Origin of the sequence: Microbacterium oryzae (assembly GCF_009735645.1) — a bacterium.
In the GTDB taxonomy this organism is placed as follows: Bacteria; Actinomycetota; Actinomycetes; order Actinomycetales; family Microbacteriaceae; genus Microbacterium; species Microbacterium oryzae.
Window position 1 is genome coordinate 2,181,123 of record NZ_CP032550.1, and the last position, 24,667, is coordinate 2,205,789.

General features: G+C 72.7%; 30 protein-coding genes. 12 read left to right on the plus strand and 18 right to left on the minus strand.

What is annotated here, in order from left to right; all coding sequences use genetic code 11:
* The 4 genes from D7D94_RS10220 to D7D94_RS10235 form a co-directional block, all read right to left on the minus strand.
* Positions 1-1,014, minus strand: coding sequence for a Gfo/Idh/MocA family protein (locus tag D7D94_RS10220; RefSeq protein ID WP_156242502.1), 1,014 nt, complete (start codon positions 1,012-1,014; stop codon positions 1-3).
* Between the two features lies 1 nt (position 1,015).
* A complete protein-coding gene (locus tag D7D94_RS10225; RefSeq protein WP_156242503.1) occupies positions 1,016-1,900 on the minus strand; it encodes a sugar phosphate isomerase/epimerase family protein in 885 nt (294 codons plus the stop codon).
* Position 1,901: 1 nt separating this feature from the next.
* Entirely contained in the window at positions 1,902-3,101 is a 1,200-nt protein-coding gene (locus D7D94_RS10230) for a Gfo/Idh/MocA family protein (protein ID WP_156242504.1), read from the minus strand.
* A gap of 126 nt (positions 3,102-3,227) precedes the next feature.
* Positions 3,228-4,244 carry a LacI family DNA-binding transcriptional regulator gene (locus D7D94_RS10235; RefSeq protein ID WP_156242505.1) on the minus strand — a complete coding sequence of 339 codons (1,017 nt, stop codon included), beginning with the start codon at positions 4,242-4,244 and terminating at the stop codon, positions 3,228-3,230.
* 50 nt (positions 4,245-4,294) lie between these two features.
* On the opposite strand from D7D94_RS10235, the gene D7D94_RS10240 reads away from it, so the two are divergent.
* From D7D94_RS10240 to D7D94_RS10265, 6 genes are all read left to right on the plus strand, one after another.
* Positions 4,295-5,062, plus strand: coding sequence for a M50 family metallopeptidase (locus D7D94_RS10240; protein WP_156242506.1), 768 nt, complete (start codon positions 4,295-4,297; stop codon positions 5,060-5,062).
* Between the two features lie 4 nt (positions 5,063-5,066).
* Positions 5,067-5,699 (plus strand): metal-dependent transcriptional regulator, encoded by a 633-nt coding sequence (locus D7D94_RS10245; protein WP_156242507.1) that lies wholly within the window; start codon positions 5,067-5,069, stop codon positions 5,697-5,699.
* Between the two features lie 80 nt (positions 5,700-5,779).
* A complete protein-coding gene (locus tag D7D94_RS10250) occupies positions 5,780-6,700 on the plus strand; it encodes an ABC transporter ATP-binding protein (protein ID WP_156242508.1) in 921 nt (306 codons plus the stop codon).
* 12 nt (positions 6,701-6,712) lie between these two features.
* Complete coding sequence (locus D7D94_RS10255) at positions 6,713-7,537, plus strand: hypothetical protein (protein WP_156242509.1); 825 nt, start codon at positions 6,713-6,715, stop codon at positions 7,535-7,537.
* A 97-nt stretch (positions 7,538-7,634) separates the two neighbouring features.
* Positions 7,635-8,882: a sensor histidine kinase gene (locus tag D7D94_RS10260; RefSeq protein ID WP_156242510.1), complete on the plus strand. Its 1,248-nt coding sequence runs from the start codon at positions 7,635-7,637 to the stop codon at positions 8,880-8,882.
* Complete coding sequence (locus D7D94_RS10265) at positions 8,879-9,541, plus strand: response regulator transcription factor (RefSeq protein ID WP_156242511.1); 663 nt, start codon at positions 8,879-8,881, stop codon at positions 9,539-9,541. Before D7D94_RS10260 ends, D7D94_RS10265 begins: the two co-directional genes overlap by 4 nt.
* Positions 9,542-9,622: 81 nt before the next feature.
* Here D7D94_RS10265 and D7D94_RS10270 read toward each other — a convergent pair whose 3' ends face one another.
* On the minus strand, positions 9,623-10,612 hold the full coding sequence (locus D7D94_RS10270) for an SDR family NAD(P)-dependent oxidoreductase (protein WP_246171767.1): 990 nt from the start codon (positions 10,610-10,612) through the stop codon (positions 9,623-9,625).
* A 63-nt stretch (positions 10,613-10,675) separates the two neighbouring features.
* Between D7D94_RS10270 and D7D94_RS10275 the strand changes: the two genes are divergently transcribed.
* The gene (locus D7D94_RS10275) at positions 10,676-11,494 is read left to right on the plus strand and encodes an HAD-IIA family hydrolase (RefSeq protein WP_156242513.1); all 819 of its coding nucleotides are present in this window, start codon (positions 10,676-10,678) and stop codon (positions 11,492-11,494) included.
* A gap of 63 nt (positions 11,495-11,557) precedes the next feature.
* Complete coding sequence (locus D7D94_RS10280) at positions 11,558-12,034, plus strand: hypothetical protein (protein ID WP_156242514.1); 477 nt, start codon at positions 11,558-11,560, stop codon at positions 12,032-12,034.
* Between the two features lie 9 nt (positions 12,035-12,043).
* On the opposite strand, the gene D7D94_RS10285 is transcribed toward D7D94_RS10280, so the two are convergent.
* Entirely contained in the window at positions 12,044-12,952 is a 909-nt protein-coding gene (locus tag D7D94_RS10285) for an ROK family protein (protein ID WP_156242515.1), read from the minus strand.
* 6 nt (positions 12,953-12,958) lie between these two features.
* Positions 12,959-13,537: an orotate phosphoribosyltransferase gene (gene pyrE, locus D7D94_RS10290; RefSeq protein WP_156242516.1), complete on the minus strand. Its 579-nt coding sequence runs from the start codon at positions 13,535-13,537 to the stop codon at positions 12,959-12,961.
* 74 nt (positions 13,538-13,611) lie between these two features.
* On the opposite strand from pyrE, the gene D7D94_RS10295 reads away from it, so the two are divergent.
* Entirely contained in the window at positions 13,612-14,454 is an 843-nt protein-coding gene (locus tag D7D94_RS10295) for an exodeoxyribonuclease III (protein ID WP_156242517.1), read from the plus strand.
* Between the two features lie 18 nt (positions 14,455-14,472).
* On the opposite strand, the gene D7D94_RS10300 is transcribed toward D7D94_RS10295, so the two are convergent.
* Entirely contained in the window at positions 14,473-15,096 is a 624-nt protein-coding gene (locus tag D7D94_RS10300; protein WP_156242518.1) for a dihydrofolate reductase family protein, read from the minus strand.
* Positions 15,097-15,100: 4 nt separating this feature from the next.
* A complete protein-coding gene (locus tag D7D94_RS10305; RefSeq protein WP_156242519.1) occupies positions 15,101-15,532 on the minus strand; it encodes a VOC family protein in 432 nt (143 codons plus the stop codon).
* A 153-nt stretch (positions 15,533-15,685) separates the two neighbouring features.
* Here D7D94_RS10305 and D7D94_RS10310 point away from each other — a divergent pair, with 153 nt between their 5' ends.
* From D7D94_RS10310 to D7D94_RS10320, 3 genes are read left to right on the plus strand one after another with little or no spacing between them, the layout of a single operon-like run.
* Positions 15,686-16,981, plus strand: coding sequence for a sensor histidine kinase (locus tag D7D94_RS10310; RefSeq protein WP_246171768.1), 1,296 nt, complete (start codon positions 15,686-15,688; stop codon positions 16,979-16,981).
* Complete coding sequence (locus D7D94_RS10315; RefSeq protein ID WP_156242520.1) at positions 16,978-17,625, plus strand: response regulator; 648 nt, start codon at positions 16,978-16,980, stop codon at positions 17,623-17,625. The genes D7D94_RS10310 and D7D94_RS10315 overlap by 4 nt, the downstream gene beginning before the upstream one ends.
* Before the next feature lie 9 nt (positions 17,626-17,634).
* Positions 17,635-17,811 (plus strand): hypothetical protein, encoded by a 177-nt coding sequence (locus D7D94_RS10320; RefSeq protein ID WP_156242521.1) that lies wholly within the window; start codon positions 17,635-17,637, stop codon positions 17,809-17,811.
* A gap of 7 nt (positions 17,812-17,818) precedes the next feature.
* Here the strand turns inward: D7D94_RS10320 and D7D94_RS10325 are convergent, their stop codons facing one another.
* From D7D94_RS10325 to D7D94_RS10360, 9 genes are read right to left on the minus strand one after another with little or no spacing between them, the layout of a single operon-like run.
* Complete coding sequence (locus D7D94_RS10325; RefSeq protein WP_156242522.1) at positions 17,819-18,844, minus strand: helix-turn-helix domain-containing protein; 1,026 nt, start codon at positions 18,842-18,844, stop codon at positions 17,819-17,821.
* Between the two features lie 56 nt (positions 18,845-18,900).
* The gene (locus tag D7D94_RS10330; RefSeq protein ID WP_156242523.1) at positions 18,901-19,053 is read right to left on the minus strand and encodes a hypothetical protein; all 153 of its coding nucleotides are present in this window, start codon (positions 19,051-19,053) and stop codon (positions 18,901-18,903) included.
* Positions 19,046-19,420 (minus strand): hypothetical protein, encoded by a 375-nt coding sequence (locus tag D7D94_RS10335; RefSeq protein WP_156242524.1) that lies wholly within the window; start codon positions 19,418-19,420, stop codon positions 19,046-19,048. Before D7D94_RS10335 ends, D7D94_RS10330 begins: the two co-directional genes overlap by 8 nt.
* A complete protein-coding gene (locus tag D7D94_RS10340; protein ID WP_173024297.1) occupies positions 19,417-20,430 on the minus strand; it encodes a lantibiotic dehydratase C-terminal domain-containing protein in 1,014 nt (337 codons plus the stop codon). Before D7D94_RS10340 ends, D7D94_RS10335 begins: the two co-directional genes overlap by 4 nt.
* The gene (locus D7D94_RS14285; RefSeq protein ID WP_216648654.1) at positions 20,415-22,832 is read right to left on the minus strand and encodes a hypothetical protein; all 2,418 of its coding nucleotides are present in this window, start codon (positions 22,830-22,832) and stop codon (positions 20,415-20,417) included. The genes D7D94_RS10340 and D7D94_RS14285 overlap by 16 nt, the downstream gene beginning before the upstream one ends.
* Positions 22,833-22,834: 2 nt before the next feature.
* Positions 22,835-23,974, minus strand: a complete 1,140-nt coding sequence (locus D7D94_RS10345) for a zinc metalloprotease (protein ID WP_156242526.1) — start codon at positions 23,972-23,974, stop codon at positions 22,835-22,837.
* A 58-nt stretch (positions 23,975-24,032) separates the two neighbouring features.
* The gene (locus D7D94_RS10350; protein ID WP_156242527.1) at positions 24,033-24,212 is read right to left on the minus strand and encodes a thiocillin family RiPP; all 180 of its coding nucleotides are present in this window, start codon (positions 24,210-24,212) and stop codon (positions 24,033-24,035) included.
* Positions 24,213-24,260: 48 nt separating this feature from the next.
* Positions 24,261-24,437 (minus strand): thiocillin family RiPP, encoded by a 177-nt coding sequence (locus D7D94_RS10355; RefSeq protein WP_216648655.1) that lies wholly within the window; start codon positions 24,435-24,437, stop codon positions 24,261-24,263.
* Positions 24,438-24,477: 40 nt separating this feature from the next.
* Positions 24,478-24,657, minus strand: coding sequence for a thiocillin family RiPP (locus D7D94_RS10360; protein WP_156242528.1), 180 nt, complete (start codon positions 24,655-24,657; stop codon positions 24,478-24,480).
* Between the last annotated feature and the right edge of the window lie 10 nt (positions 24,658-24,667).

Genomic DNA, 24,667 nt, shown 5'->3' on the forward strand with positions numbered 1-24,667 from the left:
TCAGAGAAGGGAGACGGTCTCGCCGGTGCGGAGCGATCGTGCGGCGGCGTCGGCGATCCGCAGGGCGACCACGCCCTCGCGCGGCGGGGTGAGGTTCGCGCCGACACCGGCCACGAGGTCGACGAACGCGCGCATCTCCGCGCGGAACGCGGGAGCGAAGCGCTCGGCGAAGTCCTCGTACCCCCGAGCGGGTGCAGGGACGCCCGGCTCGGCGGACGTGACCGGGGTGCGGGCGTCGAGGCCGACCGCGGCGGTGTCCCGCGTGCCGAACACCTCGAGGCGCACGTCCTGCCCCGCGCCGTTGCGGCGCACGCCGCTGACCGTGGCCGTCGCGCCCGACTCGAGCACGAGCACGGCGAGCGCGGTGTCGACGTCGTCGTGCTCCGCATGCACCGGGGCGTCCAGCACGGAGCCGGCACCCCAGACCGACACGACCCGCTGGCCGGTCACCCACGGGATGCTGTCGAAATCGTGGACGAGCATGTCGTGCCAGATGCCGCCGGAGACCGGGACGTAGTCGACGGGGAGCGCGTGGTGATCGTGCCCGGTGGCGCGGACCGCGCGGACAACGCCCAGCTCGCCCGACCCCACGCGGCGGCGGAGCTCCTGATGCGCGGGGTCGTAGCGCCGGTGGAAGGCGACCATCACCTCGGAGCCCGTCGCCTCGATCTCGTCCGCCAGACGCTCCAGGCTCGCGACGTCCAGCGCGAGCGGCTTCTCCACGAGCGCGGGCACCCCCGCGCGCGCGGCCCGCCGCGCGAAATCCGGGTGGGTGCTCGTCGTGGTGGCGACGACCACCCCGTCGAGGCGATCGAGCTCGGCGTCCCACCCGTCGCCGGCCACGAGCGGCGCGGCGCATGCCCCGAGCCCAGCGAGGTCGACCCGCTGCCGGAACTCCTCGGCCCGTTCGCGCGAGCGGCCGATGAGCACGACCTCGTCGACGCCGGCCGTGGCCGCGAGGTTCCGGGCGTGCATGGCGCCGATGCGCCCCAGGCCGACGACGCCGATCCTCATGTCAGCCCTCCCGCTCCGCGAGGAGGGCGCGGAGGTACTCGACGCTCGCGCGGGCGTCCTCGATCGGGCCCTCGCCCTCGGCGGGCTCCATGGCGACGACCTTGTCCTGCTCCAGGACGAACCAGCCGGTGTACCCGGCGTCGACGAGGCTCGCCACGATCGCGCGCACGTCCACGTCGCCCTGCCCGAGCGGGCGGTAGAGCCGATCCGCCGCGATCGCGTCGAAGTAGGTCAGATCGCCGGCCTTCACCCGCTGCATGCCGTCGAGCGACACGTCCTTGAGGTGGGTGTGCGCGATCCGCGACGCGTGGTCCCGCGCGAACGCGACGGGGTCCACCCCGCCGATCATGAGGTGGCCCGTGTCGAAGCAGAACAGCGCGGAGGAGCCCGCGATGACGCGCTCGACGTCGTCGGCGGTCTCCACGACGGTTCCGACATGCGGGTGGATGGCCGCGGTCACGCCGCGAAGAGCCGCGCGCTCGCGGATGGCGTCGAGATTGCGGAAGAGGGTCTCCCACTCGGCGTCGGTCAGCGCCTCGCGCTGCACGTCGTAGCCGTCCTGACCGGTGACCGCCGCGACGATGAGCACGTCGGCACCCGTGGCGGCGTAGTCGTCGAGCTCGCGCTCGATGCGGGGCAGCGGGTCGGACGCGACATCGTGCAGCACGACCGGCACGAAGCTCCCCACCGCGGTGATGCCGAACCGCGCGAGCTCCGACGCCTTGGCCGCCGGCGCCGGCGGGAGGAAGCCGTCGGGCCCGAGCTCGGTGGCGGTGTGGCCGAGCGCGCGCATCTCGCCGAGGACCCGCTCTGGCGCGAATTGGAAGCCCCAGTCGGGGACCTCGCTGATGCCCCAGCTGATGGGAGCGGTGGCGATCCTCGCCATGTCATGCCCCCTTCACGTTGCCGGTGTGCCCCTCGACGACCGGGGTCGCCACCCACTGGCCCGATGCCGCCGACTCCTCGGCCGCGGTCAGGACCTGCGCCGATGCCAGCGCGTCGTGGATGGTCGAGTTGTCGGACGACCCGCCCGTTGCGGCGAGGAGGAACTTCTTCGCCTCGATGGTCTTGAGGTCGTCGTAGCCCATCGGCGTGCCCGATCCGGGCTGGAAGCGCGAGTACTCCGGGAAGGTGTCGTCGGCGAACAGGCGCGTGTAGCCGAGGCTCTGCCCGGGGCGACGGATGGCCAGCTCGAGCTCGTTCATGCGCTCGAAGTCCCAGCGCAGCGACCCCTCCGTGCCGAAGATCTCGATCGCGTACTCGGCCTTCGGACCGACGGCGAGCCACGAGGCGTCGAGTGTGCCGAGCGCCCCGGCCGCCACGGCCGAGTCGTCGAAGCGGAGGAGCATGTTCGCGTAGTCCTCGTTCTCGACGGGCAGCATGCGCCCCTCATCGGGCGTGCCCGGCAGCCCCGGACGCTCGGTGATGTACGTGCCGGTCGAGGCCGTCACCGACGAGACCGGCCCGAGCAGGAAGTGCACGAGGTCGACGAGGTGGCCCATGAGGTCGCCGAGGACGCCGGATCCGCTCTGCTCGCGGACGAATCGCCACGCCCGCGGAGACTGCGGGTCGGCGCTGAAGCCGCCGAAGAAGCGCCCGCGGACGTTGGTGATCTGCCCGAGCGCGCCCTCGCTGATGAGCTGCCGGGCCCGCTGGATGGCCGGCGGCTGCCGGTAGTTGAACCCGATGCTCGAGGTCACGCCCGCGGCGATGACGGCGCCGCGGATGGCCGCGGTCTCATGCGCGCCGCGTCCGACCGGCTTCTCGATCCAGATGTGCTTGCCCGCCTGCGCGGCGGCGATGCCGACCTCCGCGTGCAGGAAGTTGGGCGCGCAGATCGACACCACGTCGACCTCCGGGTTCGCAAGCACCTCCCGGTAGTCCGAGACCGCGGAGTCGTAGCCGAGCACCTCGGTCGCGTACGCGCGGCCGGCTTCCGCGGTGTCGGCGGCCTGCACGAGGCGCGGCGTGATGCCGAGCTCGGGGTAGACGAGCGGGAGGTTGGCGTAGGCGCGGCTGTGGAGGCGGCCCATCCAGCCGACGCTGACGAGACCGACGCCGAGAGGGCGCGAGGGGGTGGTGGCCATGACGGGCTCCTGGAGGACAGGGCGGCGTCGGGTCCTGCGCGACGCTGCGCCGAGTAAGTTCTGGACCGGTCCAAAGTAGCGTCGGCACTCACCCTTGTCAAGACATGGGTGAACGAACCGCTCGCCTCAGCGCGGCGATGGCGTCGAGGTGCGCACCACCAGCCGGGGGGCGATGAGCGTCTCGGGCTGCTGCGGCGCCGCACCGCCCTCCACCTCGATGACGCATCCGGCCGCAGCGGCGCCGATCTCCGCATTGCGCGGGTCGACGCTCGTGAGTCCGACCTGCGGCAGGCGGGCCACCTGCGAGTCGTCGTACCCCGTCACCGCCATCGCGACGCCCGCGCCGGACGCCGCGGCGAGCGCGCCCACCGCCGCCAGATCGTTCACGGCGACGATCCCCGTCGGCCGGTCCCGGCCATCCGCCTCGAGCAGCTCTCGAGTCGCCGTGTATCCGGCGCGCTCCGTGAAGTCGGCGGGCGCGACCAGCGGCTCGATCCCGTGCTCGGCCACGACGGCGAGGTAGGTCTCGAGACGCCGCTCGGCGACGACCCCGCCCCGGCCGCCGATGTGCGCGATGCGGCGGTGGCCCTGCTCCAGAAGGTGCTCGACGGCGAGCCGGATGCCGGCGGCGTCGTCGGAGCGGACGGTCGCGGCGACGGGGACGTGCTCGCCGACGGCGCTCGCGACCACGAGGGGCGTGCCCGCGATGATCTCGGTCAGGGCGGCGAGGTCGGGGATCGAGCCGACCACGAGGATGCTCCGGGGGCGGAGGTCGTGGAAGACCGCGAGGGCGCGCTCGTCGAGGTGCGGCACGCCGTCGGGGTCGGGCATCATCGCCGAGGTGAGGAGCGCGCTGCGTCCGTGGCGCGCCAGCTCGGCGCGCGCGGCGTCGACGACCTCGGCGAACACCGAGTTGTGCAGGTCGGCCACCAGGACGCCCGTGAAGCCGCCATCCGCCGACGACAGCGCCCGCGCCGTCAGGTTCGGCCGGAACCCGAGCCGGTCGGCCGCGGCGAGGATGCGCTCGCGGCGTTCGGGCCCAACGCTTCCGCCCGCGTAGAGGAGGGACACGAGGGACTTCGACACCCCGGCCGCCGCGGCGACGTCGCGGATCGTCGGCCGCCTGCTCGCGCCATCCTCCATCTCCTCATTGTGCCCGGGGTCCGGACAGCTCGGTGTGATCTCCTGCCGGGATGGACCGCGTCGGCGAGCTGCTTCACACCCTCGGACAGGCCGTCACCGCCGTCTGGGCGAGCGCGACAGCGCAGGTCGCGCCGCCGGCCGTCCCGGTCGCGCTCCTCACGGGAGCCGTCGCCCTCGCGGTCGTCCTGTGGCGCCCGGCCTGGCGGGTGACGCGCCACGCCATCACGATCGCCCATGAGGGCTTCCACGGCGTGGCAGCCCTGGCGACCGGGCGCAGCCTGCGCGGCATCCGCCTGCACTCCGACACCTCGGGGCTCACCCTGTCGCGCGGCAGGCCTCGCGGCATCGGCATGGTCCTCACCCTGCTGGCGGGGTACCCGGGGCCGGCACTCGCCGGTCTCGGATCCGCCTGGCTCGTGCACCGCGGCTATCCCCTGGCGATGCTGTGGCTCGTCGTCGCGCTCCTCTGCCTGCTCCTGCTGCAGATCCGCAACCTGTTCGGGCTGTGGTCGGTCGCCGTCTCAGCGGCGACCCTGGTCGCCGTGTCGTGGTGGGCGCCCGCGGACGTCCGCGGCGCGGTCGCCGCCACGGTCACGTGGTTCCTCCTCCTCGGGTCGGTGCGTCCGGTGCTGGAGCTGCAGCTGCAGCGCACCCGGAGGCGGGGCGCGGCCCGCACGTCCGACGCCGATCAACTCGCCGCGCTCACACATCTCCCGGGAGTCGTGTGGATCGGGGTCTTCCTCGCCCTGTGCCTCACCGCGCTCGCGATCGGCGGGTTCTGGCTCCTCGGCGACCCCCGGCACCTCGCCCTAGGCTGATCCGGTGGCTTCACCCGCGGCGGACGACTACCTGAAGACGGTGTACTCGCACACCGAATGGCAGGACGACCCCATCACGCCGTCGGTGCTCGCGGGCAAGCTCGGCGTCGCGCCGTCGAGCGTCACCGAGATGGTGAAGAAGCTCGCCGCCGCGGGCCTCGTCACGCATGTCCCCTACGGCGCGGTGCGTCTCACGCCGGAGGGCGCCCGACGCGCGGTGGGCATCGTGCGGCGGCACCGGCTCATCGAGACCTGGCTCGTCCGCGAGATGGGCTACGGATGGCACGAGGTGCATGACGAGGCGGAGATCCTCGAGCACGCGCTGAGCGACCGGCTCCTGGCGCGGATCGATGAACGGCTGGGCCACCCGACGGCCGACCCGCACGGCGACGTGATCCCCGACGCCGACGGCGCCCGCGAGCGCGAGCCGTTCGTGCTGCTCGCCGACGCGCCCGCCGGCCACACCGGACGCGTGCTCCGGGTCCGCGACCGCGACCCCGAGCTCCTGCGCGAGATCGAGGCCGCCGGCATCGACGTCGGCCGCGAGGTCGCGGTCACGGCCACCGGCGTGCGGATCGACGGCGCCGATGTCGCGCTGCCCGTCGGCGCGGCCGAGGTGATCTGGCTCACGGCGTAGTACCGCGGTACGAACCCGCCCTCGGATATCCGCCCTGGTGCCGATGCGCGCGACCCCGCCGCCTCCGTAGCGTCGGAGACATGATCACGGCAGAGAACCTCACGAAGCGCTTCGGCGCCAAGACGGCGGTCGACGGCATCTCGTTCGAGGTGCGACCGGGGCAGGTGACCGGCTTCCTCGGCCCGAACGGCGCCGGCAAGTCGACCACGATGCGGATGGTCGTGGGTCTCGATCGCCCGGACGCCGGCTCGGTCACGGTGAACGGACGCCGCTTCGCCGAGCACGCCGCCCCGATGACGGAGGTCGGCGCGCTCCTCGACGCGAAGGCCGTCCACCCCGGCCGCACGGCCGAGGCGCACCTCGGCATGCTGGCCGCGACGCACGGCATCGGGAAGGCGCGCGTCGCGGAGGTCATGGAGCTCACCGGCATCACCGAGGTCGCGCGTCGCCGCATCGGCGGCTTCTCGCTCGGCATGCACCAGCGCCTCGGCATCGCGGCGACCATGCTGGGCGACCCGCACACGCTCCTCCTCGACGAGCCGGTGAACGGCCTCGACCCCGAGGGCGTGCACTGGGTGCGCGGATTCGTCCGCTCGCTGGCGGCCGAGGGGCGCGCGATCTTCCTCTCCTCGCACCTCATGAGCGAGATGGCGCAGACCGCCGACCACATCATCGTGCTCGGCAAGGGCCGCGTCCTCGCCGATGCGCCGGTGGGCGACTTCCTGCAGGGCGCCGGCCGCGAGCGCACCCGCGTGCGCGCGTCCGACGCGCGGGCGCTCGGCTCCCTCCTCGCGGCCGACGGCGTGTCCATCACGCAGGTGTCGTCCGACGTCCTCGAGGTCGAGGGTGTTCCCGCGGCACGCATCACGCGCGTCGCCGTCGGTGCCGACCTCGACGTGCACGAGCTCGTGCCCCTGCGCGGCTCCCTGGAAGACGCGTACCTCGCCCTCACCGGCGACGCCGTCGAGTATCGCAGCGACCCGGCCGCCCTCGCGGCCTGAACGGAGACCCTCATGACCACCGCCACCGCCGCTCCGCGCCGCGCCGCCTCGCTGGGCACCCCGCGCCTGTCCTTCTCGCACCTCATGCGCGCGGAATGGATCAGCCTCCGCAGCCTGCGCGCCACGACCATCTCGCTCCTCATCGGCGGGGTCCTCTCGCTCCTCATCGCCGTGGGCTTCTCGCTCATGCTCGCCGCCATGGCGCGCGACCAGGGCGCGGGGCTCGCCGCCATGCCCTCGGCGGACACCATGGGCACGAACGCCGTCCTCATCACGCAGCTGGTGGCCGTCGTGATCGGCGTCGCCGCCTACGCGAAGGAGCACGCGACGGGATCGCTCCGCACGCAGCTCGCCGCCGCTCCCCGACGGGTCTCGATGCTCGGCGCGAAGGCGGCCGTCGTCGCCCTCGCGATGTTCGTCTGGAGCGCGATCGTCCTCGCGCTGTCGTTCGTCGGCGTGGCGGTCGTCTACGCCGCCTTCGACTTCCCCCTCCAGCTCTCGGCGGCGCGGGTCGTCGTCCCGATCCTCGGCGGCGCCGCGCTCGTCGCGCTCTCCGGCATCCTCGGCCTCGGCGTCGGCGCGCTGCTGCGCTCCGAGAACTGGTCGGTGACGGTCGTGCTGGTGTTCCTGCTCCTCGTGCCGACCGTGCTGATGTCGCTCCCGTTCGAGTGGGCTCCGCAGGTCGCCGACCTGCTCATGGGCGAGACCGGCTCGGCGCTCTACACGGTGCCCGCGGCGTTCGACGCCGACGTCGTCCGCGACATCCTGCTGACGATCGCCTGGCCGGCCGCCGCGCTCATCGCGGGGATGGCCGTGGTGCGGCGCCGGGACGCGTGACCGCACGCACCCGTCGACTAGCCCCCTCCGCAGCCGGAGGGGGCCATCCGCGTAGGGTCGTGACCGTGACGCGGACACGACCCCGGGGAGGCTCGGCATGAGCGACTCCGACCTCGCGCTCCCGCGCCCGCCCGGAGTCCTCCGGCGCTGGCTCGATGCGCACCCGCGGACCGTCGACGGTCTGCTCGTGTTCGCCTGCGAGGTGCTGCCGGCCCTGCTCGCCCTCGTCCTGGCGGCGGCGGTGCCCGAGGGCGAGGCCGTGCCGGTCTGGACGCTCGTCGCGACGGGAATCGGGATCGCGGCGGGATCGGCCGCTCTCATCGCGCGGCGACGGCGCCCGCTGACCGCCGCCATCGTGTGCGGCGTGGTCGCCGTCCTGCCGCTGCCCCTCAGCATGGGCGGGCAGCTCGCGGTCTTCGTCGCGCTCTACGCCCTGGGCGTGCACAGCACGACGCGGCGCGCGTGGACCGGCTACGGGATCGTCGCCGGCATCACCCTCGTCGTCTCGGGGCTCGCGACGTGGCTCGCGCTCACCCGCCCCGACCTCCCCGCCGATCCGCACTTCAGCGTCAGCTCGCCCGCCACGGCGCTGCCGAACGCCATCGTCTTCCTCGTGCCGACGCTCCTCGGGCTCACCGTCGGCAACCGCCGTCGCTACATCGACGCCCTCCTCGCCCGCGCCGCCGACCTCGCGCGCGAACGCGATCAGCGTGCGCAGCTCGCGGTGGCCGACGAGCGCGCGCGCATCGCCCGCGAGATGCACGACATCGTCTCGCACAGCCTCACCGTGATGATCACCCTCTCCGAGGGCGCCGCGGCGCAGGCGGAAGCGGGACGGCCGGGTGCCCCGGCGGCCATGCGCACGGTGGCGGAGACGGGCCGCGCCTCGCTCGCCGAGATGCGCCGGCTGCTCGGCGTGCTGCGCTCCCCCGACGAGGGCGCGGCTGTCGCGCCCCTGCCGGGTGCCGACGATCTCGATGCCCTCGTCGAACGGTTCCGGGGAGCGGGCCTCGCCGTCCGCCTCACCAGGGATGGCGCGCCGATCGCGGACGCCGCGCTCGCGCTCACGGTGTTCCGCATCGTGCAGGAGGGCCTCACGAACGTGCTCCGCCACGCACCCGGGGCCCGACGAGTCGCAGCGGTCGTGCGCCGTGAGGACGGCCGGGTCGTCGTCGAGATCGTGAACGGGCCGGGCACCCGCCCGGACAGCGGTCCATCGGGCCGCGGCACGGGCATCATCGGCCTGCGGGAGCGCGCCGCGCTCTACGCGGGCACGATCGAGGCGGGCGCGACGGCGGATGGCGGATGGCGGCTCCACGCGGAGCTGAGGGAGGGACAGGGATGACGAGCGAGCCGATCAGAGTCGCGATCGCCGACGACCAGCAGCTCGTGCGGCTGGGGCTGCGGATGGTCCTCGATGCGCAGCCCGACATCGACGTGGTCGCCGAGGCCGAGGACGGCGAGGAGGCGGTGGCCATCGCCCGCTCGACCGACCTCGACGTGCTCCTCATGGACGTGCGCATGCCGCGGCTGGACGGCATCGGGGCCACCGAGCGCATCGTGGCGCACGGTCCGCGGCCGGGCATCCTCGTGCTCACGACGTTCGACCTCGACGAGTACGCGTTCGCGGCGCTCCGTGCGGGGGCGAGCGGCTTCCTCCTGAAGGACGCGCTGCCATCCGACCTGCTCACCGCCATCCGCGCCGTCCATGCCGGCGATGCCGTGCTCGCGCCGAGCGTCACGCGGCGGATGATCGCGCAGTTCGCGGCGTCCGCGCCCGCCGCACCGCGGCCATCCGCCGCGCTCGCGACGCTCACCCCGCGCGAGCGCGAGGTCTTCGCGGCCATCGCCGAGGGCCTCACGAACGACGAGATCGCCGAGCGGTTCTTCCTCGCGCCGTCGACCGTGAAGACGCACATCGGCCGCCTGCTGCAGAAGCTCGACGCGCGCGATCGCGTGCAGCTCGTGATCCTCGCCTACGAGGCCGGCGTGGTCGGCGGCTGACGGGCAGAGGCTGAGGGGCGGCTGACGGGGTCAGCGGCCGACGGGCGGCCGCTGACGGGCAGGGTCAGCGGCCGGGCGAGGTCAGCGGCCGGCGAGGCGCGCGGCGCGGGCCAGCGGCCACTCCATGCCGGAGAGCCGCTCGCACGTCTCCCAGATGCGCTGACGCACCTCGGGGTCGGCGGAGGTCTTCGATGGCTGCTGCAGCGTCGGCAGCCCGCGGGTGAGATGGCGCGGGCCCCAGTACTCCCCGCCGGAGACCTCAGGATCGACGAGCGCGCGGACGAGCGAGGCCGCACCGTCCTCCTTGGACTGGGAGACGGGCGCCTGCAGGGTGTCCTTCACGCGCTTCCACAGGCCGGGCTCGTTGACCCCGGTCACGCGCGGCGTGCGACCACCGATCGAGTAGCCCGGGTGCGCGACGACGCTCTCCACCGGCACGCCCGCGGCCTTGAGGCGCGCGTCGGCCTCCATCCCGAGCGCCTGCACCACGACCTTCGACTGCACGTACGCGCGCCAGGCCCGGTACCCGCGCTCGAGCTGGATGTCGACGGGGTCGTAGGCGCCCATCCGCGTCGACATGCTGCCGAGCCAGACCATGCGGGGCGTCCAGGTGCGGCTGGCCGACTTCGACAGGGTGGTGAGCAGCTCCGCGGCCAGCACGAAGTGGCCGAGCGCGTTCGTCGCGAGGACCAGCTCACGGCCATCCCGCGTCGTCATGCGCTCGCGCGGCGTGTGCACGATGCCCGCGTTCAGCAGCACGCCGTCGAGCCGCTGCCGCTTGAAGAGTCCGCCGCGGACGCTGGCGGCGGCGGCGCGGATGGAGCCGCTGTTGCTCACGTCGAGCAGCAGCGTCTGCACCGACGCCCCGGGCACGCGCGCCTCGAGCGCGTCGCGCGCGGCGGTGAGGCGGTGCGGGCTGCGACCGCTCAGGATGACGTGGGCCCGGGCCCGGGCGAGCTGCTCGCTGGCGAAGTATCCGAGGCCGGCGTTGGCGCCGGTGATGAGGAACGTGCGGCCGGACTGGTCGGGCAGGCGCGCGGGATCCCAGCTCCGGGGCGCGCGTTGGGTCACGTCATGAAGATACGCGTGAAAGCATGCCTCCGGGAGCATGCCCGCGGAACCTAGGCTGACACCATGGCGCGACGCGATGAGATCGAGTGCTGGCTGACCGACATGGACGGCGTCCTCGTGCACGAGGAGAAGCCGATTCCCGGGGCTCCGGAGCTGCTCGCGCAGTGGCGCGACACCGGCACGCCCTTCCTCGTGCTGACGAACAACTCGATCTTCACGCCGCGGGATCTCGCGGCCCGGCTGCGCGGCTCGGGCATCGACGTGCCCGAGGAGAACATCTGGACCAGCGCCCTGGCGACGGCCGCGTTCCTCAAGCAGCAGAGCCCGGGAGGGTCGGCCTTCGTGATCGGCGAGGCCGGCATCCTCACCGCCATGCACGAGGCGGGGTTCATCATGACGGAGACGAACCCCGACTACGTCGTCGTCGGGGAGACGCGCAACTACTCCTTCGAGGCGCTGACGAAGGCGGTGCGCCTCATCAACCGGGGGGCGCGCTTCATCTCCACCAACCCCGACGCCACCGGCCCGAGCGCGGAGGGGGTGCTGCCCGCCACCGGCGCGATCAACGCGCTCATCACGAAGGCGACCGGCAAGGAGCCCTACATCGTCGGCAAGCCGAACCCGATGATGTTCCGCTCGGCGCTCAACCGCATCGGCGCGCACAGCGAGAACACCGGGATGATCGGCGACCGCATGGACACCGACATCGTCGCCGGCATCGAGGCGGGTCTCCACACCGTGCTCGTGATGACCGGCATCAGCTCGCGGACCTCGATCGAGCAGTACCCGTTCCGCCCCGACGAGATCGTGGCGTCGGTCGCCGACCTGCTGGACCTCCGCGCCGAGGGCGAGGGCGGCGGCGAGCTCGTGGCCGGGGTCTGACCGGCACGTCGGTCTCAGCGCGGTCTCGCCGCACTCCGAGCGGGCGCGGGTACGATCTCCGGCGTGAGTCTGAACGAGGTGCTGCTGCGCGTCGACCGTCTCGCCGCCGGGCGCCAGCGCGACGTGCGGGTCCCCGCCATCGCCGACCCGACGCTCCGCCGCGACTGGCTCGTCGTGCGGGTGCTCCTCGGCGTCGCCATGATGCTGGGCGTGAGCGCGATCGGCATCGCGTTCTGGCTCACCATGCAGGGGATGGCCGAGCCGCTTCCCGTCTGGATGCGCAGCGTGGTCGTGCTGGGGCTGACCGGCGGCCTCGGCTACTTCTCGTTCCGAGCCGAGCAGGGCTGGTACTGGGCGTACGCGCGAATGCGCATGTTCGCGTTCATCTTCCCCTGCGTGACCCTCGTCTTCGCGGCCGTCCCGGGGCTCTACCCCGCGTGGATGACGCTCGAGCAGCTCGCCTTCGCCGCGCTCATGCTGACGGTCGGCGTGCTGCTGACGACACCGCGGATGCGCGCCGCCTACCGGCGCGACGCCTGAGCGACCGCGTCAGGCGTCGCGGAGGACGAGCGCGCCCGCGCCGATGATCGGGCCGTCGCCGCCGAGGGCGCTGCGGACGACGCGCGTCCGCTGCGCGTAGGGCAGCCCAGCCCACTCGCGCAGGGCGGCGCCGACGAGGTCGACGTAGTCGTCGGCGACGTTGGAGAACCCGCCAGAGATGGCGATCACCTCGAGGTCGAGCAGCGACGACGCGTCGGCGAGCGCCTGCCCGACCGTCTTCGCCGACCGCTCGATCGCCGCCCGCGCGACGCGGTCGCCCGCCGCCGCCGCCGTGGCGAGGTCCTCGCCCGTCTCGCCCTGCCATCCCTGCAGCTGCGCCCACCGCACGCTGGCGGGGCCGGCCGCGATCTCCTCGACCGTGAGCTCGCCGACGTGCATCTGCCCGAGGTGCCCGGCATTGCCCGATGCCCCACCCACGGGGATGCCGCCGAGGACGACGCCGCCGCCGACCCCCGTCGACACGACGAGCGAGAGCGACGCGCGGGCTCCCGCCGCGGCGCCCAGCCACGACTCCGCGAGCGCGAGGCACCCGCCGTCGTGCCGCAGCCGCACGACCGGGTCGAACTCGCCGGTCGAGGCGATGACGGCGTCTCGCACGGCTTCCAGGAGCGCGAACCCGCGCACGCTCGGCATGTTGACGGGGTGGATGGCCCCCGCCTGCAGGTCGATCGGCCCCGCGCTGCCGATACCCGCGCCGACGAACCGCGCGCCGTCCGGCAGGTGCGCGAGCGCGTGCGACACGACCTCGGTGACGGCACGGTGGAGTCCGTCGGGCGTGATCTCCGGGCCGGTGGGCCGGCGGTTGCGGCCCTCGGCGAGGACGCGTCCGTCGGCGTCGATGAGCGCGGCGTCGATCTTCGTGCCGCCGAGGTCGATGGCGAGTGCGATGCGTGTCATCGGGATCTACTGCGCTTCCAGGCCGAGGTCGTCGAGATCGATCGCGGCGAGCCACTGCAGGCCCTCCGCCTCGATGCGCTCCTGCGCACCGGTCTTCCGGTCGACGATCGTGGCGACGGCCAGGACCTCCGCGCCGGCATTCCGCAGCACCTCGACGGCCTTCAGCGGCGAGCCGCCCGTGGTCACCGTGTCATCGAGCACGACGACGCGCTTGCCGGCGACCTCGGCGCCCTCGATCTGGCGACCGCGGCCGTGGTCCTTCGGCTCCTTGCGCACGACGAAGGCGTCGACCGGACGGCCGGCGGCCACCGAGGCGTGCACCATCGCGTTGGCGATGGGGTCGGCTCCGAGCGTGAGTCCGCCCACGGCGGAGACCCCGTCGATGTCGCGGATGAGGTCGAGCATGATGCGCCCGATGGCGGGAGCGGCACGGTGGTCGAGCGTCAGCTTGCGCATGTCGACGTAGTACGTGGCCTGCTTGCCGCTCGAGAGCGTGAAGTCGCCGTGGAAGACGGCGTCCTCCGTGACGAGGCGGATGAGCTCCTGCCGGTCGGCTTCGAGTTCGGGCGTGGATGCGATGGCCATGCGACCAGCTTAGAGAGCGCCGGGCGGAGACCCCGTCCGCGAGTGACGGCGGCGGAGCGAAATAGGCTGGAGTCATGCGCCTCGCCACCTGGAACGTGAACTCGATCCGCGCCCGCGTCGACCGCATCGTGTCGTTCGCCGAGCGGGAGAGCATCGACGTGCTCGCGATGCAGGAGATCAAGTGCAAGCCCGAGCAGTTCCCCTATGAGCGCTTCGAGGCCGCGGGGTACCACGTCGAGGCGCACGGGCTCAATCAGTGGAACGGCGTGGCGATCGCCAGCCGCGAGCCGCTGGAGGACGTGCAGCATGCGTTCGTCGGCATGCCCGGATTCCAGAAGGGGCATGTAGGCGACGACGCCCCCCAGGAGGCGCGGGCGATCTCCGCTCTTATCGGCGGGGTGCGCGTGTGGAGCCTCTACGTGCCGAACGGCCGCTCGCTGAACGACCCGCACTACCAGTACAAGCTGCGATGGCTCGAGGCCCTGCGGGAGGCGACCCGCGCGGAGCTGGCCGCCCAGCCCGACCTGCCGCTCGCCCTCGTCGGCGACTTCAACATCATCCCGTTCGAGGAGGACAACGGCGACCCCGACATCGTCCAGGGCGTGTCCACGCACGTGTCGCAGCCCGAGCGCGACGCCTTCTTCGCGCTGGAGACAGCCGGCGTCTCCGACGTCGTGCGCCCCCTCATCCCCTCTGGCTTCACGTACTGGGATTACCAGCGACTGAAGTTCCCGCGCAATCAGGGCATCCGCATCGACTTCGTGCTGGGATCGCGCGCGCTGGCCGACGCCGTGACCGGCGCCTCCATCGCGCGCGATGAGCGCAAGGGCGAGGCGCCGAGCGACCACGTGCCGGTCGTCGTCGACCTCGACCTCTCCCCCGAGGACGATGACGACGTGCCGATGATCTTCGGCTGATCGGCCGCGGCGCGCGTCTCAGAACGAGCCGGTGCGCGGCTCGAGGTCGACGGGCGCGTAGCGGAGGAGCACCGCGCCGCTCTCCCCCACCACCGGAGCGGACGTGAGCCGGAGATTCGCCGGCGCCGCGCCATCCGGGAAGACCTTCTTCCCCTGGCCGAGCACCACCGGGTACACCCACAGGCACAGCTCGTCGTAGAGCTCGTGCGCGAGCAGCGTGTGCACGAGGTCGACGCTGCCGATGACCGCCGTGAGCCGGTGACGGGCGCGGATGGCCGCGATGTCGGCGGCGAGATCCGCTCCGATTCGCTCGCTGCCGCGCCAGGAGAGGTCGGGCTCGCCGCGGCTGGCCACGTACTTCGGAACCGCGCCGAACTTCACGCCGATCTCGCCGTCCTCGCCGGTCTCATGCTGCGGCCAGTACCCCGCGAAGATGTCGTACGTGCGCCGGCCGAGGAGCAGCGCGTCGATCTCGTCGATGGCCCGGCCCACCTCGCGGCCGACCGTCTCGTCGAAGAGCGGCGCCTGCCATCCGCCATAGGGGAAGCCGCCGGACGGATCCTCCTCCGGACCGCCCGGCGCCTGCGCGACGCCGTCCAGCGTCGTGAAGAGATCGATCCGGATCCGGCCCTGCCCGGTCATGTCGTCAGCCGCCCTGCTGGTCGAAGAACGCCTCGGGGCCGTCCTGCGCGGCGACCGGGTCCATCCACATGAACTCGATGATGTTGCCGTCGGGGTCGGCCATGCTCACGGAGTACATGAAGCCGTGGTCCTGCGGCTCCTTGTTCTCGGATCCGCCGGCGGCGAGGATCCGCTCGCGGATGGCGTCGACCTCCTCGCGGGATTCGCGACTGATCGCGGTGATGACCTGCGCTCCCTCCGTGCCGAGCACGACCGGCCGGGAGGTGAAGGTCGCGAAGTACTCGCGTGTCAGCAGCATGAAGAAGACGTTCTCATCCCACCGGATGGACGCGGCGTTCTCGTCGGTGAAAGCGGGCACGATCGTCGCGCCGAGGGCCTCGTAGAACGCCTTCGCCCGGTCGAGGTCGGCGGTGGGGAGATTGACGAAGATCTGTATGGCCGTGGGAGTGCTCCTCGCATCGTCGCGGTGGCCGCGTCCCTCGCGGACCTGGCAGAAGCCTCGCGAGCCGCTCGCATCCGTGTCAAGAGCGTCACCGGCTCCGTCACCCGGGGGAGGGAGGCGGGTCCCTCATTCCTCTACCGTGGAAGGGTGACCGCCGCGACCGACGCCCCCCGCGCTGCCGAGCGGAGCGCCGAGGTCGCCCCGCCGATCAGCCCGCAGGATCTGCGGCGCGACGTCCTGCTCGCCGGAGCCCTCTTCGTGGCCGCCGTGATCAGCATCGCCCTCGCCACGCTCTCTGGCTCGTTCCTCTCCACGCCCGAGAACGCCGGCTGGTCGCTGCTCGCGAGCGCGTTCATGACATTGCCGCTCGCGCTGCGCCGACGTCTCCCGATCGGCACCGCCGTCGTCGTGTGCAGCGCCTATTTCGTGGCGGCATCGCTGCAGTTCACGGAGCTGTACGTGAGCCAGGTGGCGATCTTCATCGCGATGTTCACCGTCGGAGCCTGGGTCGAGGACCGCCGACGAGCAGCGCTGTCCCGCGTGCTCATCATGGTGGGGATGGCGCTGTGGCTGCTCGTGTCGACGTTCACGGGAGCCACGGACGCCGACCATCTGGAGGAGAACTTCGCGGGAGCGCTCTCCCCGTACGTCGCCTACATGCTGCTCATGTGGCTGATCAACGCCGCCTACTTCGGCGGCGCGTACTACATGGGGAATCGGGCCTATGCCGCCGCCCGCGACCGCGCGGTGCTGCAGCGGCGCACGCGCGAGCTGGAGGAGGAGCGCGAGCTCACGGCCGCGCAGGCCGTCGCGCTCGATCGCGTCCGCATCGCGCGGGAGCTGCACGACGTGGTCGCCCACCACGTCTCCGCGATGGGCGTGCAGGCGGGCGCCGCCCGGACCGTCCTCGACCGCGATCCGGAGTCCGCACGCCGAGCGCTCGCGGTGGTGGAGGAGTCCGCACGCTCGGCGATCGCCGAGCTGCGGCACCTGCTCGACACGTTGCGCTCTCCCGACGGCGACCCCGACTTCGCCGAGGGAGCGCCGTCGACCCTGAGCCTGACCAGCCTCTCCGAACTCGCCGAGGCGATGACCGCGTCGGGGACGCCGACGCGTCACGTCGTCGTCGGCGAGCCCGCTCCCGTTCCCGACATCGTGCAGGTGAACCTGTACCGGATCGCGCAGGAGGCTCTCACGAACGCCCGCAGGCACGGCGGGCCGGAGGCGCGCGCCGAGGTGCGCGTCCGCTACACCCGGGATGCGGTCGAGCTCGAGGTCACGAACACCGGTCGGATCGCCCTCGGCGCCCGCCCCGGTCTCGGTCAGCTGGGCATGCGCGAGCGCGCCATCGCATCCGGCGGCGTCCTCGAGCTGCACGCCCGAGAGCAGGGCGGCTACCGCGTGCGGGTGACCGTTCCCCTGCACGCGGGAGCAGAGTCATGACAGCCTCCACTCGCGTCCTCCTCGTCGACGACCACGCCACGATGCGGACCGGCTTCCGGATGATCCTCGAAGCCGCCGGAGTCGACGTCGTCGGCGAGGCGGGCACCGGTCGGGAGGCCGTCGCGCTCGCCGCCCAGCTGCGCCCGGACGTCGTGTGCATGGACGTGCAGATGCCCGACATGGACGGCATCGAGGCCACGCGTCGCATCGTCGCGGCCGGCACCGCCGCCCAGGTGGTCATCGTGACGACCTTCGACCGGGACGACTACCTGTTCTCCGCGCTGGACGCGGGCGCGAGCGGCTTCCTGCTGAAGAACGCCGGGCCCGAGGAGCTCGTGAACGCCGTCCGCGTGGTCGCCGGCGGCGACGCGCTCCTCGCACCCGAGGTCACCCGGCGCGTGATCGAGCGGCATGCGCGCACAACTCCGACGCCGGCACCGGCCGCATCCGAGGTTCCGCTCACAGACCGCGAGGCGGAGGTCCTGCAGCTGCTCGCCCAGGCGATGAGCAACTCCGAGATCGCTCGTGCCCTGTTCATCGGGGAGGCCACCGTGAAGACCCACGTGTCGAACGTGCTGCTGAAGCTCGGGGTCCGCGACCGGGTCGCCGCCATCGTCTACGCGCACCGCCATGGGCTGGCGTAGGGTGCCCTCATGACCGAGCACATCGAAGACCTGGACGTCTACGCCGCCTCCTCGTATCGCGTGGCTGTCTCCTCCGGCAGTCGCATGCTGCGCAAGGTGCCGCTGTCGGCACGCGTGGACGTCGAGACCGGCGAGGTGACGTTCTACGTGCCGAAGGAGGACATCCCCACCCTGCGGCGCGACTGACAGGCACTCAGGAGGCCGCCCGCACGGACGCGAGGCGCGCGGCGGCGGGGTGCGGGATCCAGCCCCGGCCGACGGCGAGCACTCCGGCCTGGAATCGGCTCTCGGCGCCGAGCATCTCGAACAGGGTGGCGATGTGTCGGCGGCAGGTGCGCACGCTGATGTCGAGACGACCGGCGATCGCCTCGTCCGTCAGCCCCATGCTCAGTCCGGAGAGGATGGCCGACTGCACCGCAGTGAGCCCGTGTCCATCGCCGACGCGGGTCTCGTCCTCCGCATGGAACGGGGAGGCGAACTCCCAGGCCGCGTCGAAGACCGACACGAACGCCGCCACCACGTCGGGCGCCCTGATGACGAGGGCTGCGCGGTCGTCCGCGTCGCGCTGCCGCCCCACGAGTGCCAGTGAGCGGTCGAAGATCAGCATGCGGAAGGGCACCACCGGGAGTGTGCGGAACCGGGCGCCGAGCGGCTCCAGCTCTGCGACCGTCCGCTGCGTCGGGATGTGGTCGCGCCGCCGGTCGTGATACAGCGTGCGACGGGCGACACCCTGCGCCAGCAGCTGCCTGTCCTTCTCGTTCGACTCCTCGTGCCGCTCCACGCTGCCGCTGGCGCCGGGTTGCACGATGAGCACTTCGCGCGACACGCGCCGCCCGATGTCGACGAGAAGGCGCATGACCGTCTCCGGGTCCTCGACGACCTCGACCTGCGCATCGGTCGCCGCTCCCTCCCTGGCTCGGCGATACGCCGGCAGCAGCGCCATCAGCTCGTTGCGCCGATGCGCCACCGACGAGCGCAGCTCGTGGATGCGCCGTTCATCGGCGTCGACGAGCTCGGCGAGCGCGACGTCCGGTGCGACGGCGACGAGCGTCGCTTCGCCCCCGTGCGGCTGCACGAGCAGTCGGCGCTCGCGCAGCTCCTCCCGAGCGGCCTCGAGATCGCGCAGTCGGACGCCCAGGTCCATCGACGCGGACTCGATCGTCCAGTCGTCGTGCGCGCACACGTAGAGATACAGGTCCGCCGCGTGTTCGCTGAGCATCCGACTCCCCTCGTCGTCCCGTGCATCCTATCGAGGGCGGCACCGGGCGACGGGGATCACGGCTGCCAGAGCCGTTCGGCCCACTCGAGGTCACGATGCGCACGCGCCTGCTCGTCGTCTGTGTCGTCATGCCCGCTGTCGGGATCGAGGTCCGCGTCGGCGGCGGGCCGACCGCGGGGACGAGCGCCCTCGTCTCCCCGGTCAGGCATGGCGCCCGCTTCGCGCCGAGACGACCGCCAGCACCGCCATCTCGACTGCCACAGCGAGGCAGAAGACCCCGAACACCAGCGCGCCGCCGAGCGCGAACATGGGTGTCATGGCGGCGAGGGCGATCATGGGCGAGACCAGCCCCACGACGAGGGCCGGGTCGGGCCGCCCGTGCGAACGGCGTCGCACGAAGCCGACCACGGTCACCGCGGCGGTCGCGACGGCGACGAGCAGGACCGCGACGACGAGTCCGAGCGCCTGTGCTCCGGTGAGCAGCAGGGCGGCCAGCCCGGCCCAGCTCGCACTCGCCAGGACGGCGGGAAGCGCTCCGGAGCCGGCTGCGCGGGCAGCGGAGGTCGATGAGGTCATGAGGATGTCCTTTCGTCGGGGGGTCCGTCGGGCCCCGTCTTCTCGCGCTCGGTCGGGCACGGCGCCATCCAGTCGCGCGCGTGCATCCCGAGCAGCGCCTCCTCCCTGGGCAGGTATCCCAGGCGGTTCATGAGCATGTGGTTCTGATGGAACGCGAGATGCTGCGGCGTGCGCGGCACCGCAAGGGAGCCTGCGGTGGCGAGGTAGTCGTCCATCGCCCGGAACCAGCGTCGACGCCAGGCGTTCACGTCCGGTTTCGCCGCGACCGCCCGCATGCGCTCGTGCACGACGTGCCGGTGTGCGGACGCGTGGCGCTCGAGGCGGTCCCGCAGCGCGGCCGCGCCGGTGCGCGCGCCGGTCCACCAGTCGGCGTGCGTCATCCAGTAGTCCCGCCACGACCAGGAGCGGCGCCGCTCCCAGCGCGCGGCACGAGCGCCGTAGCAGAGTGCACCGACCGTGTCGGCCAGCAGCAGGGCCGCCAGGCCGTCACGGCTGCGTCCCTTCTCATGCTCGCTCACGCCCCACAGCGCGAGCTCCGACGAGAACTCGAACATCTGCTCGGCGATCTCGACGCCCTCGAGACCGCCGTACTTGTCGATCTCCGGCTCGTAGACCGCGACCCGCTGCCCGACGGTCCTGCGCTCGCTTCCCAGGATCGCGGCGGCGGCGCCCGGCACGAGTTCGACCTGTCGCGCGCGAGGAGCGGTCGCGATGAGCTCGAGATGCGCACCCAGATCGGTCATCGTCCGGACGAGCCGGTCGAGGCTGCGCCCGGGTCCGAAGACCCGCAGCCGGATATGCGGCCCGCTCTCATCGAAGTAGCGGATGAAGAACCACCGCGAGGCGCCGAGTGCCCGCACCTCGGCCAGCAGCGGTGGGAGGAGTCCGGCGATGACGTCGTCGGCGGCCTCCATGCCGCCGGTGTAGAGGCATGCGTACCACCACTGCGGGGTCGTGGCGATGTCGTCCGGGTGCGGAGCTGATCCGAAGGTGATCATGGGCGCGTCCACGAGAGGAAGACAAGATGCTCGACCGCACGGTGGCCGCCCTCGCGATCGACGTGCGGGAACTGCGCCCGACTGGGCAGCGCCTCGGTGATCTCCAGTCCGATGACCGTGTCGTCGATCTCCGCGGCCAGGTGGCGCAGCGCGTGCGGACTGCGCAGCTCCACGGGAATGGGCTTGCGCGTCACGGGGTCGAAGCCCGGACGCTCGCGGATGAGGCGCACGAAGACCTCGGGCGGGATGCCGTGCTCGCGTCGCCATCGTCCTGCTGCCCGCAGCAGTGCGGCGTCGGCGTCGGGGAAGGACGGCAGGAGCTCCCGCGGCACGCTCCATCGCGCTCGCTGAACCACCACGCTCCCGTCGGTGCGCCGCGGCTCGTCGACGATGCGCTGCGGATCCGAGAGCGTCGGGAACACGCTCGCGCCGACTCGCGGCACCCGCCAGGGGTTCGCGAGCACAGCGAGGATGCGATCCGGCCCGCTCAGAAGGTGCGACGGCACGAGCCCGAGGTAGAACGGCGCGACAGGCCGCCCCGCCAGGTCGACGAGCTCGAGGGCGTCAGCGACCGGATCATGGCGGATGGCGAGCGCCGCGACCGCCGTCTCCTCGTCGCCGGCCCTTCTGCAGGGCCCGTCCACGGGCAGCCGCAGGCGGGGCAGGACGCCGCTCGCGGCCGCCTGCATGCCGTTCACATCCGCCGACGGGACGAACTCCACCGCCCGCGCGCCCGCTGCCAGCCGCCGGGCGCGAGCGGCCACCCGCGCGGCGATGCCATCCGGGCCGTCGTGCAGGCGGGCGAACCGGGTGGCGATCCCGCCTTGGCCGTCCAGCACCTGGTTGACGACGACGAGCGACTCCGGACCGGCGATCTGCACGGTCATCGCGGCCGACGGCATCGGCATCGACGTCCCGCGCGGTCGGTCGGACGCGCTCGCGCGCGGCGCGTGCACCTTCGACAAGAGCGCCTCGTCGCTGCCGGCCTCCAGAAGCCACGGCCACGCGGACGGCACCGTGGCGCCTGCTCCGTGGCGTGCGACGAAGTGCGCCACGACCGCCTCGTACGCGGTGGAGCGGCGCACCCGTGCTCCGAGTGCGTCTGCGAAGCGCTCGATCTCCGCCGAGGCGCGCTCCTCCGGACCGGATGCCGCCTCGCCGGGCGCCGTGTCGACGTACAGCTCGAAGCGGCTGCGGGCCGCACTCGCCCCCCGCTCGCGAAGCGCGCGCTGCGCACGGTCCCGCAAGGAGACGCGGCGGGTCGCGCGGTCGCGTCCCCGTCCGTCGAGCACACCCTGCGCGCCCTGTACCAGGTCGGACAGCGTCACGCTGAGCGGATGGCCGGGAAGGCGGGTGCGCAGGTGCTCGGAGAGCACGGCGAGAGCGTCGTGCTCTCCGAGCTTCCACGGCGCGACGACTCGCAGAAGTCCGGAGTCGAGCAGGCGCACGTAGACGGCGAACGGGTCCTCTCCGCCGATGATCTCGAGGAGCGCGGACGCGGAGACCCGGCCGACCCGTTGAAGCCGAGCCAGCACCGGCCCTGCCTGCCTGAGATGCACGACCGCGCTGCGGCGCCAGATGAACTCGTCGCTCTCGACGAGGACCGGAACCGCCACGGCGTCCGATGCGGGGTCGAGACCCCCGGTGTCGAGGGCCTCGACGTCGAAGGCGAGCATCGCGGTCTCGTCGTGCGCGAGGACGTCGAGCCAGGCCGCCGCGTACGCGTGCGTGACCGCCGCGGTCGAGCGAGCCGGCCGCGAGCCGGCGAGTCCCACGGTGGTGAGTCCCGCGAACGGACTGGTCTTGAGAGCCGCGCGAGTGGCGTAGGCCAGCAGGCTCCGGGCGGCGTGGCGGCCCGGCAGCAGAGGCTGTCGGCCCGGCGCCGCGGCGAAGTCGCAGCTGGCGTCCGCCACCGCCGACATGAAGTCGTCGTCATCCCGCAGCGCCTCGAGCGCCCGAGTCGCACGCCGCACACCGGAGGCCGTCGCGGCGACGAGCGCCTCGTCGAGCTCCTCGCAGCGCCGCAGCGCACCGACCCAGGCCTCCAGAGCCGCGGCGTCCAGGCGATGCCGCTCGAGCGCCCCGTGCACGCGGTCGAGCAGCGGCGGTGCGGGAATCCTGGCCCCCTCGGCACGGGTCGCACGCCGCAGCGCGAGCACGCCGCGGCGCAGCGCGCGGTCGTCGTCGAGCAGGGGCACCAGCGCATACAGGGCCTCGCTCAGTCGCTCGCCGGTGGCGGCGAGCTCGGCGGCCTGCGCGTCCAGCAGCGCCGCGAGATCGTCGGCTTCGACGAGCGCGGGAGGCAGCCGCTCCACGGCGAGACCGGCGACCCGGTCGAGCCGCAGCCCGGCATCGGAGGCCGGGTCCGACGCGGCGACGGGCGCGGCGGCGGCGGGCGCGGAAGTCGAGGACATCATCATGCGATCGCTCCGATCAGGAAGCCGACGGTGCGGGCGATGCCCGCCACCAGCAGTGCGAGGAAGGCCAGGCAGGCCAGGCCGTACCAGACGAAGAAGCGCCGGCGAGCGCTCGTGGTCGCGGCCAGGGCCGGGGTCAAGGGGAGGCGCAGGACACGGTGCGCGAGGTACGACAGCGCCTGTCCGCGCACGTTGACCTCGCCGACGAGGGCGCACACGGCGTGGTACCCGTCCGAGGGGGTGACCGGATTGACGTTCATCACCGTCAGGAGCACCTGGAAGATGAGCAGGAGGAAGGCGATGTCGCCGGCTTCGCCGGGCGCTGTCAGCGCGACCGCGCCCGTCGCGCCGAACCAGATCTGGTCGTTGACGGGACCGGCGAGGGAGAGGAACGCCCGGGAGCGGCGATCCTGCACCCGGTAGGCGTCGGTCCGGTCGACGTATCCGACCGGCATGACGTACAGCATGAGGCCGATCCCCGCCTCGCGCACCGGGACCCGGAGGTACTGGCAGACGAGCGCGTGCGAGAGCTCGTGCGCCGCGATCTGAGCGAACACGATCGGGTAGATGAGCCACGCGTGCGCGGGTGGTTGCCATCCGGCCCCCGCTGTCGTCAGGGCGACGGCCCCGACCACGAGGCCGACGAGGGCCACAGATGTCCAGATCGCGACGAGCACCGAGCCCGGGACGCTGCGGATGGGGGCCACCGCAGGCTCCAGCACACGTCCCACGGAGCGGGTGAGCGGCAGCCGCAGGAGGTGCTCGCGGCGCATGAAGCGGGCGACGCCGCGGCGACCGCCGAGGCGCTCCGGTGGCTCAGCGAGGGCCCCCGCCTGGCGCAGACCATGGAGAAGACGGGCCAGCCGGTCCTCGACGAGATCCTCCGGTCGTCCGCCGCCGATCTCGGCGGCGAGCTCCGAGCCGGTGCACCGGCCGTCGAGACGCGGCAGCAGCGGCACGACATCGCGGCCGACCGCCACATAGCGACCCGACTCGCCGATGAACAGCAGCGGACGCTCGTCGAGTCCTTCGAGCAGCTCGACGTCGTCGCGCAGCCGCGGCCGGCACTCGCGGAACCAGGCGACAGGCGCCGACTCGGCGGACTCCGTCGCCTCGCGGCGGGGGACTGTGGTGCTCATGGATTCCTCGATTCGGGGTGAGGGGTGCGGTCCGGCCGTGCCGGACCGCACCCGCATTTCAGTCGCCGGCGCTGGAGAAGCTGCTGCCCGTCGACGCCGACGAGGCGGGGCAGGAGGCGGAGCCTCCGGTCGCGAAGGAGCCGGCCGTGGTGAAGCCGGCGGCCACCTGGTTGTCGAGCTCCTCGACCGTGAGGTCCTGAGCGAAGAGGTCCTGGTTCTCACCGGGAATGTGCGACATGGTTGTTGTCCTTTCGGTGGTGCGTGTGGTGGTGGTCGGAGTGAGAGGTCAGCCGAACGAGGAGGCGGATCCGCCGGAGCTCGCCGTCGATGCGGGGCAGGACGCCGAGCTGAAGGTGCCGGCGGAGCCCCAGGTGCCCAGGGCCGTCTGCGCGTCGAGCTCGTCGATGCCGAAGTCGCCGTCGAGGTCCTGCGCGGTGAGGTCGTCGCGATTCATGTCGGTCATGAGGGTTCCTTCTTCGTGAGGGGTGGAGGGATGGGAGGGGTCAGCCGAAGCAGCCGACGGTGCCGAGCGTCGACGCCGACGAGGCGGGGCAGGAGGCGGAGCCGACGGTCGAGCCGCTGCTCAAGGAGGCGAGCGCCGCGTCGCTGGGCAGCTCGCCCACCTCCAGGTCCTCGATCTCGACGGAGAAGAGATCCTCGCGGGGTGCGTCGTGGTGGGTCATGATGGTGTCC

Bases quoted from the DNA above. Each gene is read 5' to 3' on its own strand.
- D7D94_RS10225 (WP_156242503.1), bottom strand. From the start codon at position 1,900: ATGGCGAGGATCGCCACCGCTCCCATCAGCTGGGGCATCAGCGAGGTC.
- D7D94_RS10260 (WP_156242510.1), top strand. From the start codon at position 7,635: ATGAGCGACTCCGACCTCGCGCTCCCGCGCCCGCCCGGAGTCCTCCGG.
- D7D94_RS10360 (WP_156242528.1), bottom strand. From the start codon at position 24,657: ATGACCCACCACGACGCACCCCGCGAGGATCTCTTCTCCGTCGAGATC.
- D7D94_RS10350 (WP_156242527.1), bottom strand. From the start codon at position 24,212: ATGTCGCACATTCCCGGTGAGAACCAGGACCTCTTCGCTCAGGACCTC.
- D7D94_RS10345 (WP_156242526.1), bottom strand. From the start codon at position 23,974: ATGAGCACCACAGTCCCCCGCCGCGAGGCGACGGAGTCCGCCGAGTCG.
- pyrE (WP_156242516.1), bottom strand. From the start codon at position 13,537: ATGGCCATCGCATCCACGCCCGAACTCGAAGCCGACCGGCAGGAGCTC.
- D7D94_RS10355 (WP_216648655.1), bottom strand. From the start codon at position 24,437: ATGACCGACATGAATCGCGACGACCTCACCGCGCAGGACCTCGACGGC.
- D7D94_RS10235 (WP_156242505.1), bottom strand. From the start codon at position 4,244: ATGGAGGATGGCGCGAGCAGGCGGCCGACGATCCGCGACGTCGCCGCG.
- D7D94_RS10330 (WP_156242523.1), bottom strand. From the start codon at position 19,053: ATGCCTGACCGGGGAGACGAGGGCGCTCGTCCCCGCGGTCGGCCCGCC.
- D7D94_RS10275 (WP_156242513.1), top strand. From the start codon at position 10,676: ATGGCGCGACGCGATGAGATCGAGTGCTGGCTGACCGACATGGACGGC.
- D7D94_RS10285 (WP_156242515.1), bottom strand. From the start codon at position 12,952: ATGACACGCATCGCACTCGCCATCGACCTCGGCGGCACGAAGATCGAC.
- D7D94_RS10335 (WP_156242524.1), bottom strand. From the start codon at position 19,420: ATGACCTCATCGACCTCCGCTGCCCGCGCAGCCGGCTCCGGAGCGCTT.
- D7D94_RS10325 (WP_156242522.1), bottom strand. From the start codon at position 18,844: ATGCTCAGCGAACACGCGGCGGACCTGTATCTCTACGTGTGCGCGCAC.
- D7D94_RS14285 (WP_216648654.1), bottom strand. From the start codon at position 22,832: ATGTCCTCGACTTCCGCGCCCGCCGCCGCCGCGCCCGTCGCCGCGTCG.
- D7D94_RS10240 (WP_156242506.1), top strand. From the start codon at position 4,295: ATGGACCGCGTCGGCGAGCTGCTTCACACCCTCGGACAGGCCGTCACC.
- D7D94_RS10295 (WP_156242517.1), top strand. From the start codon at position 13,612: ATGCGCCTCGCCACCTGGAACGTGAACTCGATCCGCGCCCGCGTCGAC.
- D7D94_RS10265 (WP_156242511.1), top strand. From the start codon at position 8,879: ATGACGAGCGAGCCGATCAGAGTCGCGATCGCCGACGACCAGCAGCTC.
- D7D94_RS10230 (WP_156242504.1), bottom strand. From the start codon at position 3,101: ATGGCCACCACCCCCTCGCGCCCTCTCGGCGTCGGTCTCGTCAGCGTC.
- D7D94_RS10220 (WP_156242502.1), bottom strand. From the start codon at position 1,014: ATGAGGATCGGCGTCGTCGGCCTGGGGCGCATCGGCGCCATGCACGCC.
- D7D94_RS10315 (WP_156242520.1), top strand. From the start codon at position 16,978: ATGACAGCCTCCACTCGCGTCCTCCTCGTCGACGACCACGCCACGATG.
- D7D94_RS10300 (WP_156242518.1), bottom strand. From the start codon at position 15,096: ATGACCGGGCAGGGCCGGATCCGGATCGATCTCTTCACGACGCTGGAC.
- D7D94_RS10320 (WP_156242521.1), top strand. From the start codon at position 17,635: ATGACCGAGCACATCGAAGACCTGGACGTCTACGCCGCCTCCTCGTAT.
- D7D94_RS10250 (WP_156242508.1), top strand. From the start codon at position 5,780: ATGATCACGGCAGAGAACCTCACGAAGCGCTTCGGCGCCAAGACGGCG.
- D7D94_RS10255 (WP_156242509.1), top strand. From the start codon at position 6,713: ATGACCACCGCCACCGCCGCTCCGCGCCGCGCCGCCTCGCTGGGCACC.